Origin of the sequence: Pseudomonas fluorescens (genome assembly GCF_018614655.1) — a bacterium.
Lineage (GTDB): Bacteria > Pseudomonadota > Gammaproteobacteria > Pseudomonadales > Pseudomonadaceae > Aquipseudomonas > Aquipseudomonas fluorescens_BX.
The window spans coordinates 300,068-314,834 of sequence record NZ_JAGGOG010000004.1 but is presented as its reverse complement, the minus strand read 5'-3'; the positions used below and the strand labels follow the sequence as shown (position 1 = coordinate 314,834).

The window sequence follows — 14,767 nt, the reverse complement described above, 5'->3', positions numbered from 1 at the left end:
CACAGATACGCGCAGTATAAAAAGCAATCACCAGTGCATTTCACTATATAACTGCCTATATTTGGCGAGAATTCTCGGCAAAAACCCTTTTCACGGAGGCGCATCCCCTATGCGTACCAACACCCAGACCAAGCGGGAGCTGGACAAGATCGACCGCAACATCCTGCGCATCCTGCAAGCAGACGGGCGAATTTCCTTCACCGAGCTGGGGGAAAAGGTCGGGCTGTCGACCACGCCGTGCACCGAGCGGGTCCGGCGCCTGGAGCGCGAAGGGATCATCATGGGCTACAACGCCCGGCTTAATCCGCAGCACCTGAAGGGTAGCCTGCTGGTGTTTGTCGAGATCAGCCTCGACTACAAGTCCGGCGACACCTTTGAAGAGTTCCGACGGGCCGTGCTGAAGCTACCCCATGTGCTGGAGTGCCACTTGGTATCGGGGGATTTCGACTACCTGGTGAAGGCGCGGATTTCCGAGATGGCCTCGTACCGCAAACTGCTGGGCGACATCCTGCTCAAGCTGCCCCATGTGCGGGAATCCAAGAGCTATATCGTGATGGAAGAGGTGAAGGAGAGCTTGAACCTGCCCATCCCGGATTGAACCTGTACCCGCGGGCACAAGCTGCTGTGGTCTTCTGTAGCCGCTGCCGAGGATGATCTTCAGACCAGCACTTGCCGCGTGCTCGCCATGTATTCATGAATCTGTTTCTCGACCCGTGGGTGGATCAACTCCACCGGGCGGCGGCCGTTGGGGCACGGCAGGGTCGCCGTGGTCCCGAACAGCCGGCAAATCAGCGGCCGCTCGTCGTAGACGGTGCAACCGTCAGGCCCCAGGTGTACGCAGTTGAGTTCGTCCATGGCCGCGTCCTGTTCGGCAGCGGTCTTACGGGGCAGGCGCGACATTTCCTCGGTCGAGGTGGTCACCGGCCCACAGCAGTCATGGCAGCCAGGGACACACTCAAACGAGGGAATCTGGCGGCGCAGCGCGTTGACTTTCTGACTGTTGCAACTCATCGAAACACATACCAAACCGCGAATAAGCGTGGATTCTGCCCTAAAAGCCCCCGCCGAGACAGCTCCGTCCGACCGCTGTATCCTGCGTCAAATTTTCCAAACACGGATGCTCTCCATGACCGCCAGCGCCCGGCACGCCACCTCCTACTACGCTGCCAGCAGCCTGCCCCAACCCGATTATCCGGTGCTGACAGGAGAAGTAATGGCCGATGTGTGCGTGGTCGGCGGCGGTTTTTCCGGGCTCAACACCGCGCTGGAGCTGGCCGAACGCGGTTTCAGCGTCGTGCTGCTGGAAGCGCGCAAGATCGGCTGGGGCGCCAGTGGGCGCAACGGCGGGCAGTTGATTCGTGGTATCGGCCACGGCCTTGATCAATTTGCCAATGTCATCGGCACCGACGGCGTACGACAGATGAAACTGATGGGGCTCGAAGCGGTAGAGATCGTGCGCCAGCGAGTCGACCGTTCGCAGATCGCTTGCGACCTGACCTGGGGCTACTGCGACCTGGCGAACAAACCCCGTGACCTCGAAGGTCTCACCGCCGACGCCGAAGAACTGCGCAGCCTGGGCTATCGTCATGAGCTGCGCCTGCTGGAAGCCTCGGACATGCGCAGCGTGATCGGTTCCGACCGATACGTGGGCGGCATGATCGACATGGGCTCGGGGCACCTGCACCCGCTGAACCTGGCCCTGGGTGAAGCCGCCGCCGCCCAACAGCTGGGCGTCAAGCTGTTCGAGCAGTCCGAGGTGCTGCGCATCGACTACGGCCCCGAAGTCAAAGTCCACACTGCCCAGGGCCGCGTGCGTGCCAAAACCCTGGTGCTGGGTTGCAACGCCTACTTGAACGGCCTCAACCCGCACCTGAGCGGCAAGGTGTTGCCCGCCGGCAGTTACATCATCGCCACCGAACCCTTGAGCGAAGCACTGGCCGCTGACCTGTTGCCGCAAAATATGGCGGTGTGTGATCAGCGGGTCACGGTGGATTACTTCCGGCTTTCAGCAGATCGGCGCTTGCTGTTCGGCGGTGCTTGTCATTATTCCGGACGGGACCCAAAGGACATCGGCGCGTACATGCGCCCGAAGATGTTGCAGGTATTCCCGCAATTGGCCGATGCGAAAATCGACTACCAATGGGGCGGGATGATCGGCATCGGTGCCAATCGCTTGCCCCAGATCGGCAGGCTGGCGGATCAACCGAATGTGTATTTCGCCCAGGCCTATGCTGGCCATGGCCTCAATGCGACCCACCTGGCCGGCAAGCTGCTGGCCGAGGTCATCAGCGGCCAGCAGGCTGGACGCTTCGATCTGTTTGCCAAGGTGCCCCACATCACCTTCCCCGGCGGCAAGCATTTGCGCTCACCGCTGTTGGCGCTGGGGATGCTCTGGCACCGGTTGAAAGAGCTGGTCTGAATCAACCGCGCCAGAAGGGTTTCAGTCCTTCCTGGCGTGCTTGTTCAGCATTCAGGCCGATATCCCGTAACTGCTCCGGCGTCAGTTCCAGCAAGGCTTGGCGCGTGTGCCGGCGGTGCCAGAACAAAGCCCATCGGCTGAGTCCGGAGGGCATGTTGCGCGCCGACATCAACCGCCCCTGCCCTGCTTCCAGCTCCTGACGGTGTAAGGCCAGCCGTACATCGCTCAAACCGCTCATTTTCCTGCCCCTCATTTGCTTGTTGCCATGAGTGAACAGGATGAGCCCGTCGCAAAAACCATGACAGATTCAACAGACCGGTATTAAATCCATACAGATAGTGCCTATCTGTCACTGAATCCTGTATTTTCGGTCTATCTGTACTGGTCTCTCGGGAGCGACCACCATGACTCTTTATGTAAACCTCGCCGAACTGTTGGGCACCCGTATCGAACAAGGCTTCTATCGCCCCGGCGACCGACTGCCTTCGGTGCGGGCCTTGAGTGTTGAACATGGGGTCAGCCTGAGCACCGTGCAACAGGCTTACCGGTTGCTGGAAGATAACGGCCTGGCAATGCCCAAGCCCAAATCCGGCTATTTTGTACCGGTGGGGCGTGAGTTACCGGCGTTGCCAGCAGTAGGCCGTCCGGCTCAGCGGCCGGTGGAAATTTCCCAGTGGGACCAAGTGCTCGAACTGATCCGCGCGGTGCCATGCAAAGACGTCATACAGTTGGGCCGGGGCATGCCGGATGTATTGTCACCGACCATGAAACCCCTGCTCCGTAGCCTGGCCCGGATCAGCCGACGCCAGGACATGCCGGGTCTGTATTACGACACCATCCTCGGCAACCTCGATTTACGCGAACAGATCGCCCGCTTGATGCTGGATTCAGGCTGCCAGTTGGGGCCCCAGGAATTGGTGATCACCACCGGCTGCCATGAGGCGCTGTCCGCCAGCGTCCGCGCCATTTGCGAACCCGGCGATATCGTTGCCGTCGACTCACCGAGCTTCCACGGCGCCATGCAGACCCTCAAGGGCCTGGGCATGAAAGCCCTGGAAATTCCTACCGACCCGTTGACCGGCATCAGCCTCGAAGCCCTGGAGCTGGCCCTGGAGCAGTGGCCGATCAAGGTCATCCAGTTGACCCCCAACTGCAACAACCCGCTGGGCTACATCATGCCGGAGTCGCGCAAGCGCGCACTGCTGACCCTGGCCCAGCGCTTTGACGTAGCGATCATCGAAGACGATGTGTATGGCGAATTGGCCTACAGCTACCCGCGACCTCGCACCATCAAATCCTTTGACGACGATGGCCGCGTGCTGCTCTGCAGCTCGTTCTCGAAAACCCTGGCACCCGGCCTGCGGATCGGCTGGGTCGCGCCCGGTCGTTACCTGGAGCGAGTGCTGCATATGAAATACATCAGCACCGGTGCCACCGCCACCCAGCCGCAGATCGCCATTGCCGAGTTTCTCAAGAGCGGTCATTTCGAGCCCCATTTGCGGCGAATGCGCACTCAATACCAGCGCAATCGCGACTTGATGCTGGATTGGGTCAGCCGCTACTTCCCCGCCGGCACCCGGGCCAGCCGCCCTCAAGGCAGCTTCATGCTGTGGGTGGAGTTGCCGGAAGGCTTCGACACCCTGAAGCTCAATCGAGTACTGATCGACCAAGGCGTACAGATTGCCGTGGGCAGCATTTTTTCCGCCTCCGGCAAATACCGTAACTGCCTGCGGATGAACTACGCAGCCAAACCGACGCCCCAGGTTGAAGAGGCCGTGCGCAAGGTTGGCGCCGCCGCCATCAAACTGCTGGCCGATACCGAACAGCGCCAAGACTGACCTTTCCCAGGGAATATCCGTCATATGCTTACAACGCCCTGATTCGGAACCGACATTCTTGATGACCCAACGGCTTTTACCGTTTTTCCTGCTAGGGGTCCTGGGCCTGGGCGGCTGCGCCACGGTAGACATATCGCGCGTCCCAAGCGATGCGATACCGGCCAAGAACTCCTCTTTCGGCCGTTCGATCCAAGCTCAGGCAGCGCCTTATCAAGGTCGCTCCGGTTTTCGCCTGCTGTCCAACAGCAGCGAAGCGTTCATGGCGCGCGCCGAACTCATTCGCAACGCCCAGGCCAGCCTCGACTTGCAGTACTACATCGTCCACGACGGGATCAGCACGCGGATGCTGGTGGATGAACTGCTCAAAGCCGCCGACCGTGGCGTGCGCGTGCGCATTTTGCTGGATGACACCACCAGCGACGGCCTGGACCAGATCATTGCCACCCTCGCCGCTCACCCGCAGATCCAGATTCGCCTGTTCAACCCGCTGCACCTGGGCCGCAGTACCGGGGTGACGCGCACCGTGGGCCGGCTGTTCAACCTGTCGCTGCAACATCGACGCATGCACAACAAGCTATGGCTGGCAGATAACAGCGTGGCCATCGTCGGCGGGCGCAATCTAGGGGATGAATATTTTGATGCCGAACCCAACCTGAACTTCACCGATATCGACATGCTCAGCGTGGGCCCAGTGGCGGAACAGTTGGGGCACAGTTTCGACCAATACTGGAACAGCGCACTTAGCAAGCCGATCGGTAACTTCATCAGCAACACCCCATCCAAAGGCGATCTGGCCAGCGCTCGGGGGCAGTTGGAAGGCTCCCTCGCCGAATCCCGCCAGCAAAACCATGCCCTCTACAACCGTTTGAGGACCTACAAAACCCAACCGCGCATGGACATCTGGCGCCGGGAACTGATCTGGGCCTGGAACCAGGCGTTGTGGGACGCGCCGAGCAAAGTCCTGGCCAAGGCCGACCCCGATCCACAGTTGCTGCTGACCACCCAATTGGCGCCAGAACTGCAGGGCGTCAGCCATGAGCTGATGATGATTTCGTCTTACTTCGTGCCTGGGCAACCTGGCCTGGTGTACCTGACCGGGCGCGCAGACGCTGGTGTTTCGGTAAGCTTGCTGACCAACTCCCTGGAAGCCACCGACGTGCCCGCAGTCCACGGCGGCTACGCCCCCTATCGCAAGGCCTTGCTGGAACACGGGGTGAAACTCTATGAGTTGCGCCGCCAACCGGGAGACGGTGGCGGCAGCGGCCCGCATCTGTTTCGCAGCGGCTCGCTGCGGGGCTCGGACTCCAGCCTGCACAGCAAGGCGATGATCTTTGATCGAAAGAAGTCGTTTATCGGCTCGTTCAACTTCGACCCACGCTCAGTGCTGTGGAACACCGAGGTTGGAGTTCTGGTGGACAGCCCTGAATTGGCAGAACACGTGCGTAACCTGGCGCTGGAAGGGATGGCGCCAGAGTTGAGCTATCAGGCGAAACTGCAGGATGGCCAAGTGGTGTGGATCACTGAAGATAATGGCCAACTGCACACCCTGACCCGGGAGCCGGGAACGTGGTGGCGCCGGTTCAACGCCTGGTTCGCCACCACCGTAGGCCTGGAACGCATGCTTTAGGCCGGCTGGGTTGCGCCAAATGCTCCCTGGCGCAACAACAGCACCACCAACCCCAACGCCCCCGCCGCCATCAACAACGGCAAGGCATGCCCGCTGATCCACTGACTACCGGCACCGGCCGCCAATGGCCCGATCAAGCAACCAATTCCCCACAGTTGTGCAATGTGCGCATTAGCGCGCACCAGCGCATCGTCACGGTAGCGTTCGCCGATCAGGATCAACGACAAGGTGAACAAACCACCGGCACTGGCACCGAACAGCACCCATACCGGCCAGATCAGCAGCGTATCCATCAACACTGGAATCGCCAGGCTCGACGCCAACAACAGCAGCGCACAGCCTAGAAACAGGGTGCGCCGGGGGAGGTAATCCGCCAGGGCACCAATGGGCAATTGCAACAGTGCGTCGCCCACCACCACGGTACTGACCATGGCCAGGGCAATCTCGGCGGTGAAACCTTGTTGCAGGCAATACACCGGCAGCAGCGTAAGAATCATCGCCTCAAAGGCGGCGAACAACGCGACAGCCCAAGCGATCGCCGGCAAGCCGCGACAGAAGCGCAGCAAGTCACCGAGGGTTACGCTGAAGGATTCAGCCGTCGGCGCCCCCGAACGGCCCAGCAGCAGGATCGGCGAAAGGGTCAGCAATCCCACGCCGACCCAGATACCCGCATCGTTATCCGTCCCCAGGGCACCCAACAGCAACGGCCCCGACAGCTGGCTCAAGGCATAACTGCTGCCATACAGCGCCACCAGCCGACCGCGCCATCGCTCTATTACAAGCTGGTTGATCCAGCTCTCACCGAGGATAAACACGATGGTGAGAACCACGCCGATCATCAACCGAAGCAATAGCCACAGCGGGTAGCTGGGCAGCACCGCGAGCAAGCCGATGGAGATGGCCCCGGCCCACAGGCACAGGCGCATCAAGTTCGCCGTTCCCAGGCGTGAAGCCAGCCGACTGGAGACCTTGGCCCCCAGCAATACGCCGAACGCCGGCATGGCCGCCATCACACCAATGGCAAAGCTGCCATAGCCCCAGCTTTCCAGGCGCAGGGACACCAGCGGCATGCTCACGCCCAAGGCGAGGCCGACGCTCAGTACCGAGCCCAGAACGGCGAAGTAAGTCGCCCAACGCATTTCCACGCTCCTGTGGATTATTTAGAGATCACACAAAACAGTGTGGGAGCGGGCTTGCTCGCGAAAGCGGTGTACCAGTCAAAAATGTATCGACTGACACTCCGCTTTCGCGAGCAAGCCCGCTCCCACATTAGGCCTGCGGTGCTTCCAGGAAAGTTACAACTTGATCCAGGTCGCCTTCAGCTCGGTGTACTTGTCGAACGCGTGCAGTGACTTGTCGCGGCCGTTGCCCGACTGCTTGAAACCACCGAACGGTGCGGTCATGTCGCCGCCATCGTATTGGTTGATCCACACGCTACCGGCGCGCAGCGCCTTGGCGGTCAGGTGAGCCTTGGAGATGTTCGACGTCCACACCGCAGCGGCGAGGCCATATTGGGTGTCGTTGGCAATCTCGATGGCTTCTTCCACGCTGTCAAAGGCAATCACCGACAGTACCGGGCCGAAGATTTCTTCCTGGGCGATCCGCATAGCGTTGGTCACACCATCGAAAATCGTTGGCTCGACGTAGGTACCGCCTGTTTCCTGCAATATCCGCTTGCCACCGGCCACCAACTTGGCGCCATCGCCATGCCCCGCTTCGATGTACGACAGCACGGTGTTCATCTGCTGGGTGTCCACCAGGGCACCGACGGTAGTGGCCGGGTCCAGCGGGTTGCCCGGCTTCCAGCCCTTGAGGGCCTCGATCACCAGGGGCAGGAATTTATCCTTGATCGAACGCTCCACCAGCAAGCGCGAGCCGGCGGTGCAGACTTCGCCCTGGTTGAAAGCAATGGCACCGGCGGCGGACTCGGCAGCAGCTTGCAGGTCCGGGGCATCGGCAAACACGATGTTCGGGCTCTTGCCGCCCGCTTCCAGCCAGACGCGCTTCATGTTCGACTCGCCGGAGCGGATCAGCAGTTGCTTGGCAATCTTGGTGGAACCGGTGAACACCAGGGTGTCGACGTCCATATGCACCGCCAAGGCATTGCCCACGGTGTGGCCGTAGCCCGGCAATACGTTGAGTACGCCTTTCGGAATGCCGGCTTCAACGGCCAGCGCCGCGATGCGGATGGCCGTCAGCGGCGACTTTTCGGACGGCTTGAGGATCACCGAGTTACCGGTGGACAGCGCCGGCCCGAGTTTCCAGCAGGCCATCATCAACGGGAAGTTCCACGGTACGATCGCGCCGACCACACCGACCGGCTCGCGGGTTACCAGACCCAATTGGTCATGGGGAGTGGCGGCGACTTCGTCGTAGATCTTGTCGATGGCCTCACCGCTCCAGCTCAGGGCTTGCGCCGCGCCGGGGATGTCGATGTTCAGGGAGTCACTGATGGGCTTGCCCATGTCCAGGGTTTCCAGCAGCGCCAGCTCTTCGGCATTGGCCTTGAGCAGTGCCGCGAAACGGATCATGGTGGATTTGCGCTTGCTCGGTGCCAGGCGCGACCAGACGCCGGAGTTGAAGGTGGCGCGGGCATTTTCAACAGCACGCTGGGCGTCGGCGACGTCGCAGCTGGCAACGGTGGTCAGCAGCCGGCCATCGACCGGGCTGACGCATTCGAATGTATCGCCGGAAACGGCGGCGGTGTATTCGCCATTGATGTAGGCGCGGCCTTCGATCTTCAGATCCTTGGCGCGTTGTTCCCAGTCGGCACGGGTCAGGGTGGTCATGCGAGTGTCCTCCTCTTATTGAATACAAAGGGCCTGATGAGTACTCAGGTACCTTCAAAGAATTCTTGCCCGGCCAGCCATCTGTTTGGCTCAAGGCACCCGCCACCCTAAACCAGCGGCCAGGGATGTTTCAATATATTTGACATAAGTGTCGTAAACGACCTTGCGATGTTCATTTTAATAAACATAGACTTTGGCCATTCCAACCGCACGCCAGACGGGACACGCTCATGAACATTCAGAATATCGTCGACTTCAGCCAGGCCAAGACCGAGCCTGATCGCTACCGCCCGGCTGCGGAAAAAATCCTCAAGGGCGACCCCGAACAAACCATTTACAACCACTACAACAGTCCGTGCGGTCAAATGAGTGCCGGGGTCTGGGAAGGTGAGGTCGGACAGTGGAAGGTCAACTACAGCGAGCATGAGTACTGCGAGATCGTCCAGGGCGTTTCGGTTCTGCGTGATGTCGACGGCAACGCCAAGACGTTGCGCGCGGGTGACCGCTTTGTGATTCCAGCAGGCTTTAGCGGCACCTGGGAGGTGTTGGAGACGTGCCGCAAGATCTATGTAGTGTTCGAAGAGAAGGCCTGATTTATCTACCTCCCCGGCCCACCCACCTTGCGCGACTCTGTTGCGCCGCCTTGAACCCAAGGCAGCGCAACAGATCAACACAGCAGGAGGCAGCATGAACCGGCTTACCGATGAACAGGTAATCGACGATTTTCAGCACATCATCGGCCAAAAATGCTCACAGGCCATTCTTCACGAGGTGCAGCAGGAAAGTGGTCGCCCTGTGCGGGCTGGCCATTACGGCACCACCGATTATTGCCCGGAGCGGATCAACCTGGAGATGGATGATCAGGACGCGATAACAAGCATTACCTTTGGCTGATTGCCTTTATCCAGACAAAAAAAAGCCCGCATCGTGAGATACGGGCTTTTTTTCACAAGAAAGAAAACCAATTACTTGATTTTGCCTTCTTTGTAGATCACGTGCTTGCGAACGCGCGGGTCGAACATTTTCTTTTCGAGCTTGTCCGGGGTAGTACGCTTGTTCTTGTCGGTAGTGTAGAAGTGACCAGTACCGGCGCTAGAGATCATTCGAATCAATTCACGCATGATATAGCTCCTTAGATTGTGCCAGCGCGGCGCATTTCAGCGAGCACGACAGTGATGCCACGCTTGTCGATGATGCGCATGCCTTTGGCAGATACGCGCAGACGGACAAAACGTTTCTCTTCTTCAACCCAAAAGCGATGATGCTGCAGGTTCGGCAGGAAACGACGACGGGTTTTGTTGTTTGCGTGGGAAATGTTATTCCCAGTCACCGGACCCTTACCGGTAACTTGACAGACTCTCGACATGCCTCAGCCCTCTAAAACCACATGCCCAACCCGGCATGGGTTGGCCGCTTAATCTCTCAGTCATTTGGCGCCAGGCGCCGCGTTTCTTTAGGGTCTTACCGGCTACACCTACAAGCGAAGGAACCGGGCCCCTAGAAAAGAGCGCTGCTTTATACCAGAAAGACCCCACTGCAACAACAGGCCGTGTGTTTTTACCCACGTAAATCTTACCCATGAACGCCTGAGCCGTTGCCAGGATGGGCTGCTGTAGAAGCTGACCGCTCGTCGCACAGAATGATTTACAGCGCCTGCGCGTACCGCAAGGTACCGGGCAAAACGACCTGAAGCGCCATCAAAACAGCATTTGAGCCAAAAGCACAGGCAAAAATGGGGTAGTCATTTATCAATCAGCCTACTACGGTAGGCGTTTTCCAGACTGCACTCGCAGATGGGCCTTCGATCTGCAAAGGAAACCGAATATGCGCCTCGCTGCCCTACCGCTATTGCTAGCCCCTCTTTTTATCGCCTCCCAGGCCTTGGCGGCTACCACCCTGAGTGTCTGCACCGAGGCCAGCCCCGAGGGGTTCGATGTGGTGCAATACAACTCGCTGACCACTACCAACGCCTCAGCGGACGTGCTGATGAACCGCTTGGTGGAGTTTGATGCCGCCAGCGGCAAGGTGGTCCCAAGCCTGGCAGACAGCTGGGAAGTATCGCCCGATGGCCTGACGTACACCTTCAAGCTGCACCCGGACGTGAAATTCCATCGCACCGGGTATTTCAGCCCGAGCCGTTCGCTGACCGCAGAAGACGTGCGCTTCAGCTTCGAGCGCATGCTGGACCCGGCCAACCCATGGCATCAAGTCGCCCAGAGCGGCTTCCCCCACGCACAATCCCTGCAATTACCTGCGCTGATCAAGAAGATCGACGCATCGGACCCACTGACCGTGCGCTTCACCCTGGACCATGCCGACTCCACCTTCCTGGCCACGCTGAGCATGGGTTTTGCATCGATCTATCCAGCCGAATACGCCGATAAGTTGCTCAAGGCCGGCACCCCGGAAAAACTCAATAGCCAGCCCATCGGCACCGGGCCGTTCATCTTCGGGCGCTTTCAGAAAGATGCATCCATTCGCTACAAGGCCAACCCGGACTATTTCGCCGGCAAGCCCGCTGTGGATAACCTGATCTTTGCGATCACCCCCGACGCCAACGTGCGATTGCAGAAGCTGCGCCGTGACGAATGCCAGATCGCCCTGTCACCCAAGCCCCTGGACATCACGGCGGCCCAGCAGGACGCCACGCTCAAGGTGGAAAGAACGCCCGCCTTCATGACCGCATTCGTCGCTATCAATAGCCAGCACCCGCCTTTGGACAAACCACAGGTGCGCCAAGCGATCAACCTGGCCTTCGACAAGGCGAGCTATGTCAAAGCCGTATTTGAAGACACCGCTGAACCCGCCAATGGCCCTTACCCGCCCAACACCTGGAGTTACGCCAAGGAGTTGCCGGGCTACCCTCACGACGTCGCCAAGGCCAAGGCGTTGCTGGCGCAAGCCGGGTTCAAGGATGGTTTCAAGACCACCATTTGGACTCGCCCGTCGGGCAGCCTGCTGAACCCCAACCCCAGCTTGGGCGCGCAGTTGTTACAGGCAGACCTGGCGCAGGTCGGCATCCAGGCGCAAATCCGCGTGATCGAATGGGGCGAACTGATTCGCCGCGCCAAGGCCGGCGAGCACGACCTGTTGTTCATGGGCTGGTCCGGAGACAACGGCGACCCGGATAACTTCCTGACTCCGCAATTCTCCTGCGCAGCGGTGAAATCGGGCACTAACTTCGCTCGCTATTGCGACCCGGGCCTGGACAAGTTGATCGGTGCCGGCAAGACCACCAGTGAACAGGGTGTGCGCAGCAAGCTGTATCAGCAGGCCCAGGCGCAAATCCAGCAGCAGGCCCTGTGGCTGCCACTGGCACACCCGACGGCCTTTGCCCTGACTCACAAGAGTGTCGAGGGGTATCAGGTCAGTCCGTTTGGGCGCCAGGATTACTCGAAGGTCAGCGTCAAGCCGTGACCACCTTCTGGGGCCGGCCCATCGGCCCCTATATCCATCCGTACTCCGCCATCGATAAGGGATCGCCGTCACCCACGATGATGTGATCCAGCACCCGCACATCCACCACTTCCAGGGCTTTTTGCAGCAGTTTGGTCAATTTTCGATCAGCTATGCTGGGCTCGGCGCTGCCGGAAGGATGGTTGTGGCACAGGATCAGCGCGGCGGCGTTATAAGCCAGTGCCCGCTTGACCACTTGCCTGGGATAGACCGTGGCATTGTCGATAGTCCCTTGAAACAACGCCTCGAAGCCCAGCACCCGATGCCTTGAGTCGAGGAACAGGCAGCCGAAGATCTCGTGGGGCTCATGACGCAAGAGCGCCTTGAGGTAATCACGCACGGCGACCGGGTTTTCCAGCACCGAATCGTTGCGCAGGCGTTCGGCCAAATGACGCCGGCCCATTTCCAGTACAGCCTGGAGCTGGGCGAACTTTGCCGGGCCTAAACCCAGATGCTGGCTGAAAACCACCTGCTTGGCCTCCAGCAGCGAGCGCAAGCTGCCAAATTGCGCCAGCAGATGCCGCGCCAGATCCACCGCACTTTTACCGGACACCCCGGTCCGCAAGAAAATCGCCAACAGTTCGGCATCGGAAAGACTCGCCGCACCCAACTCCAAAAGCTTCTCCCGTGGACGCTCCGCCACAGGCCAATCGCGAATACTCATAGCACCTCCGTGTGCACGCGCGCCGCTGTTGCGGCGCAGGCGCTGTGTTATCTTAGGCCATCTTTTTGCGTGCGATTTCACCTGGGGAGGGGGCATCGCAGCGCCATCACTGAACTGGAAAGGCAAACCAATGCAGCGTCTGTATCGGAAACGCATCGTTCTTGGCGTCGGCGGCGGTATTGCCGCCTACAAGAGCGCAGAGCTGGTTCGCCGGCTCCTGGACCAAGGCGCGGAAGTGCGCGTGGTCATGACCCGTGGCGGCAGCGAATTCATCACCCCGCTGACCATGCAAGCGCTGTCCGGTCACCCGGTTCATCTGGACCTGCTGGACCCGGCGGCCGAGGCTGCCATGGGCCATATCGAACTGGCCAAATGGGCCGACCTCGTACTCATCGCCCCGGCCACCGCTGACCTGATCGCTCGCCTGGCCCAGGGCATTGCCGATGACCTGCTGACCACCCTGGTGCTGGCCACCGACGCCACCGTCGCCATTGCGCCGGCCATGAACCAGGCCATGTGGCGTGATCCGGCCACCCAAGCCAACACCCAACTCCTGCAAAGCCGTGGCCTCAAGGTCTTCGGCCCGGCCTCCGGCAGCCAGGCCTGTGGCGACGTGGGCATGGGCCGCATGCTCGAAGCCACCGACCTTGCACTGTGTGCCGCCGAGTGCTTCCAGCACCTGGCCCTGACCGGCAAGCACGTATTGATCACCGCCGGCCCGACCCAGGAAAACATCGACCCGGTGCGCTACATCACCAACCATAGCTCAGGAAAAATGGGCTTTGCCCTGGCCGAAGCAGCGGTGGAGGCAGGCGCCCGTGTAACCCTGATCACCGGTCCGGTACACCTGCCGACACCGGATCGAGTCACTCGCATCGACGTAGTCAGCGCCCGCGACATGCTCGCGGCCTGCGAAGCAGCAATTCCCTGCGACCTGTTTATCGCCTCCGCGGCGGTAGCGGACTACCGCCCGGAAGTCGTTGCGCCGCAGAAGCTCAAGAAAGACCCTACAAGCGGCGACGGCCTGCTCCTGCAAATGGTTCGCAACCCAGACATCCTGGCGACGATAGCTACCCGTCCGGATCGTCCGTTCAGCGTCGGCTTCGCTGCAGAAACCGAACACCTGCTGGACTACGCCGCACGCAAACTGAAAGACAAAAACCTCGACCTGATCGTTGCCAATGATGTCGCCAACCCGAGCATCGGCTTCAACAGCGAGGAAAACGCCTGCAGCGTGATCGACCGCGACCTGCACGCCACCCTTTTCGCCCAGACCAGCAAGGGCAAGATTGCCCGCCAACTGATCTCTTTTATCGCCCAACGGCTGAACCAGGTTTAATTTCCATGCACGCTTTGCAAGCCAAGATCCTCGACCCCCGCATCGGCAACGAATTCCCGCTGCCGGCCTACGCCACGACAGGCTCTGCCGGTCTCGACCTGCGGGCCATGCTCAAGCAGGACACCGCTCTCGAGCCAGGCCAGACGTTGCTGATCCCTACCGGGCTGTCGATCTACATCGGTGACCCAGGCCTCGCCGCGTTGATCCTGCCGCGCTCTGGCCTGGGCCACAAACACGGCATCGTCCTCGGCAACCTCGTTGGCCTGATCGACTCCGACTACCAGGGCGAGCTGATGGTCTCCTGCTGGAACCGTGGCCAGACCGCGTTCAACATCGCCGTCGGCGAGCGTATTGCTCAGTTGGTGCTGGTGCCTGTGGTACAGGCGCACTTCGAACTGGTCGAAGAGTTCGACGAAACCCAGCGCGGTGCTGGTGGTTTCGGGCATTCCGGCAGCCACTGACCAAGTGGAATCAGGCCGAGCACCTTGTCCGGCCTGACGCCGCCGCATGGCTTTTCAGGATGAAGAATACGCAGAACCGATCTGAAAGATTTCTTCAGTGAAATCAAAGTATTAGAACGAGCACAGTATGGGGTTCAGGCGCCGATGGCACTTTTGCACCACGAACTCTATGCC

General features: G+C 60.1%; 16 protein-coding genes. 9 read left to right on the top strand and 7 right to left on the bottom strand.

Annotated features, from left to right (window positions below):
- The first annotated feature begins 109 nt into the window (after positions 1 to 109).
- Complete coding sequence (locus J7E41_RS06290; protein ID WP_003206849.1) at positions 110 to 598, top strand: Lrp/AsnC ligand binding domain-containing protein; 489 nt, start codon at positions 110 to 112, stop codon at positions 596 to 598.
- A gap of 59 nt (positions 599 to 657) precedes the next feature.
- On the opposite strand, the gene J7E41_RS06285 is transcribed toward J7E41_RS06290, so the two are convergent.
- Positions 658 to 1,011 (bottom strand): YkgJ family cysteine cluster protein, encoded by a 354-nt coding sequence (locus tag J7E41_RS06285; RefSeq protein WP_214990940.1) that lies wholly within the window; start codon positions 1,009 to 1,011, stop codon positions 658 to 660.
- 115 nt (positions 1,012 to 1,126) lie between these two features.
- On the opposite strand from J7E41_RS06285, the gene J7E41_RS06280 reads away from it, so the two are divergent.
- Entirely contained in the window at positions 1,127 to 2,419 is a 1,293-nt protein-coding gene (locus J7E41_RS06280) for an NAD(P)/FAD-dependent oxidoreductase (RefSeq protein WP_214990938.1), read from the top strand.
- A gap of 1 nt (position 2,420) precedes the next feature.
- Here J7E41_RS06280 and J7E41_RS06275 read toward each other — a convergent pair whose 3' ends face one another.
- On the bottom strand, positions 2,421 to 2,657 hold the full coding sequence (locus tag J7E41_RS06275; protein WP_214990936.1) for a DUF1127 domain-containing protein: 237 nt from the start codon (positions 2,655 to 2,657) through the stop codon (positions 2,421 to 2,423).
- A gap of 166 nt (positions 2,658 to 2,823) precedes the next feature.
- Between J7E41_RS06275 and J7E41_RS06270 the strand changes: the two genes are divergently transcribed.
- Complete coding sequence (locus tag J7E41_RS06270) at positions 2,824 to 4,257, top strand: PLP-dependent aminotransferase family protein (protein ID WP_214990935.1); 1,434 nt, start codon at positions 2,824 to 2,826, stop codon at positions 4,255 to 4,257.
- A 61-nt stretch (positions 4,258 to 4,318) separates the two neighbouring features.
- Entirely contained in the window at positions 4,319 to 5,884 is a 1,566-nt protein-coding gene (locus J7E41_RS06265) for a phospholipase D family protein (protein ID WP_214990933.1), read from the top strand.
- Here J7E41_RS06265 and J7E41_RS06260 read toward each other — a convergent pair.
- The gene (locus tag J7E41_RS06260; protein WP_214990931.1) at positions 5,881 to 7,023 is read right to left on the bottom strand and encodes an MFS transporter; all 1,143 of its coding nucleotides are present in this window, start codon (positions 7,021 to 7,023) and stop codon (positions 5,881 to 5,883) included. The genes J7E41_RS06265 and J7E41_RS06260 overlap by 4 nt on opposite strands.
- Before the next feature lie 156 nt (positions 7,024 to 7,179).
- Positions 7,180 to 8,673, bottom strand: a complete 1,494-nt coding sequence (locus J7E41_RS06255) for an aldehyde dehydrogenase (protein WP_214990929.1) — start codon at positions 8,671 to 8,673, stop codon at positions 7,180 to 7,182.
- Between the two features lie 230 nt (positions 8,674 to 8,903).
- On the opposite strand from J7E41_RS06255, the gene J7E41_RS06250 reads away from it, so the two are divergent.
- Together J7E41_RS06250 and J7E41_RS06245 are read left to right on the top strand one after the other, a co-directional pair.
- Positions 8,904 to 9,266 carry a cupin domain-containing protein gene (locus J7E41_RS06250; protein ID WP_214990927.1) on the top strand — a complete coding sequence of 121 codons (363 nt, stop codon included), beginning with the start codon at positions 8,904 to 8,906 and terminating at the stop codon, positions 9,264 to 9,266.
- Between the two features lie 94 nt (positions 9,267 to 9,360).
- A complete protein-coding gene (locus J7E41_RS06245; RefSeq protein WP_214990924.1) occupies positions 9,361 to 9,567 on the top strand; it encodes a hypothetical protein in 207 nt (68 codons plus the stop codon).
- A 71-nt stretch (positions 9,568 to 9,638) separates the two neighbouring features.
- Here the strand turns inward: J7E41_RS06245 and rpmG are convergent, their stop codons facing one another.
- On the bottom strand, positions 9,639 to 9,794 hold the full coding sequence (rpmG, locus tag J7E41_RS06240; protein WP_003176906.1) for a 50S ribosomal protein L33: 156 nt from the start codon (positions 9,792 to 9,794) through the stop codon (positions 9,639 to 9,641).
- Positions 9,795 to 9,805: 11 nt separating this feature from the next.
- Complete coding sequence (gene rpmB, locus J7E41_RS06235; RefSeq protein WP_154741347.1) at positions 9,806 to 10,039, bottom strand: 50S ribosomal protein L28; 234 nt, start codon at positions 10,037 to 10,039, stop codon at positions 9,806 to 9,808.
- A gap of 458 nt (positions 10,040 to 10,497) precedes the next feature.
- Here rpmB and J7E41_RS06230 point away from each other — a divergent pair, with 458 nt between their 5' ends.
- Complete coding sequence (locus J7E41_RS06230) at positions 10,498 to 12,090, top strand: ABC transporter substrate-binding protein (protein ID WP_214990922.1); 1,593 nt, start codon at positions 10,498 to 10,500, stop codon at positions 12,088 to 12,090.
- Positions 12,091 to 12,118: 28 nt separating this feature from the next.
- On the opposite strand, the gene radC is transcribed toward J7E41_RS06230, so the two are convergent.
- Entirely contained in the window at positions 12,119 to 12,793 is a 675-nt protein-coding gene (gene radC, locus J7E41_RS06225) for a RadC family protein (protein WP_214990921.1), read from the bottom strand.
- 130 nt (positions 12,794 to 12,923) lie between these two features.
- Here radC and coaBC point away from each other — a divergent pair, with 130 nt between their 5' ends.
- Both coaBC and dut read left to right on the top strand, forming a co-directional pair.
- The gene (gene coaBC, locus J7E41_RS06220) at positions 12,924 to 14,132 is read left to right on the top strand and encodes a bifunctional phosphopantothenoylcysteine decarboxylase/phosphopantothenate--cysteine ligase CoaBC (protein WP_016970585.1); all 1,209 of its coding nucleotides are present in this window, start codon (positions 12,924 to 12,926) and stop codon (positions 14,130 to 14,132) included.
- Positions 14,133 to 14,137: 5 nt separating this feature from the next.
- Positions 14,138 to 14,593: a dUTP diphosphatase gene (gene dut / locus J7E41_RS06215; protein ID WP_214990919.1), complete on the top strand. Its 456-nt coding sequence runs from the start codon at positions 14,138 to 14,140 to the stop codon at positions 14,591 to 14,593.
- Positions 14,594 to 14,767: the final 174 nt, after the last annotated feature.

Bases quoted from the DNA above. Each gene is read 5' to 3' on its own strand.
- J7E41_RS06280 (WP_214990938.1), top strand. From the start codon at position 1,127: ATGACCGCCAGCGCCCGGCACGCCACCTCCTACTACGCTGCCAGCAGC.
- rpmB (WP_154741347.1), bottom strand. From the start codon at position 10,039: ATGTCGAGAGTCTGTCAAGTTACCGGTAAGGGTCCGGTGACTGGGAAT.
- rpmG (WP_003176906.1), bottom strand. From the start codon at position 9,794: ATGCGTGAATTGATTCGAATGATCTCTAGCGCCGGTACTGGTCACTTC.
- J7E41_RS06290 (WP_003206849.1), top strand. From the start codon at position 110: ATGCGTACCAACACCCAGACCAAGCGGGAGCTGGACAAGATCGACCGC.
- J7E41_RS06275 (WP_214990936.1), bottom strand. From the start codon at position 2,657: ATGAGCGGTTTGAGCGATGTACGGCTGGCCTTACACCGTCAGGAGCTG.
- dut (WP_214990919.1), top strand. From the start codon at position 14,138: ATGCACGCTTTGCAAGCCAAGATCCTCGACCCCCGCATCGGCAACGAA.
- J7E41_RS06250 (WP_214990927.1), top strand. From the start codon at position 8,904: ATGAACATTCAGAATATCGTCGACTTCAGCCAGGCCAAGACCGAGCCT.
- J7E41_RS06260 (WP_214990931.1), bottom strand. From the start codon at position 7,023: ATGCGTTGGGCGACTTACTTCGCCGTTCTGGGCTCGGTACTGAGCGTC.
- J7E41_RS06265 (WP_214990933.1), top strand. From the start codon at position 4,319: ATGACCCAACGGCTTTTACCGTTTTTCCTGCTAGGGGTCCTGGGCCTG.
- J7E41_RS06285 (WP_214990940.1), bottom strand. From the start codon at position 1,011: ATGAGTTGCAACAGTCAGAAAGTCAACGCGCTGCGCCGCCAGATTCCC.
- coaBC (WP_016970585.1), top strand. From the start codon at position 12,924: ATGCAGCGTCTGTATCGGAAACGCATCGTTCTTGGCGTCGGCGGCGGT.
- J7E41_RS06245 (WP_214990924.1), top strand. From the start codon at position 9,361: ATGAACCGGCTTACCGATGAACAGGTAATCGACGATTTTCAGCACATC.
- J7E41_RS06270 (WP_214990935.1), top strand. From the start codon at position 2,824: ATGACTCTTTATGTAAACCTCGCCGAACTGTTGGGCACCCGTATCGAA.
- J7E41_RS06255 (WP_214990929.1), bottom strand. From the start codon at position 8,673: ATGACCACCCTGACCCGTGCCGACTGGGAACAACGCGCCAAGGATCTG.
- J7E41_RS06230 (WP_214990922.1), top strand. From the start codon at position 10,498: ATGCGCCTCGCTGCCCTACCGCTATTGCTAGCCCCTCTTTTTATCGCC.
- radC (WP_214990921.1), bottom strand. From the start codon at position 12,793: ATGAGTATTCGCGATTGGCCTGTGGCGGAGCGTCCACGGGAGAAGCTT.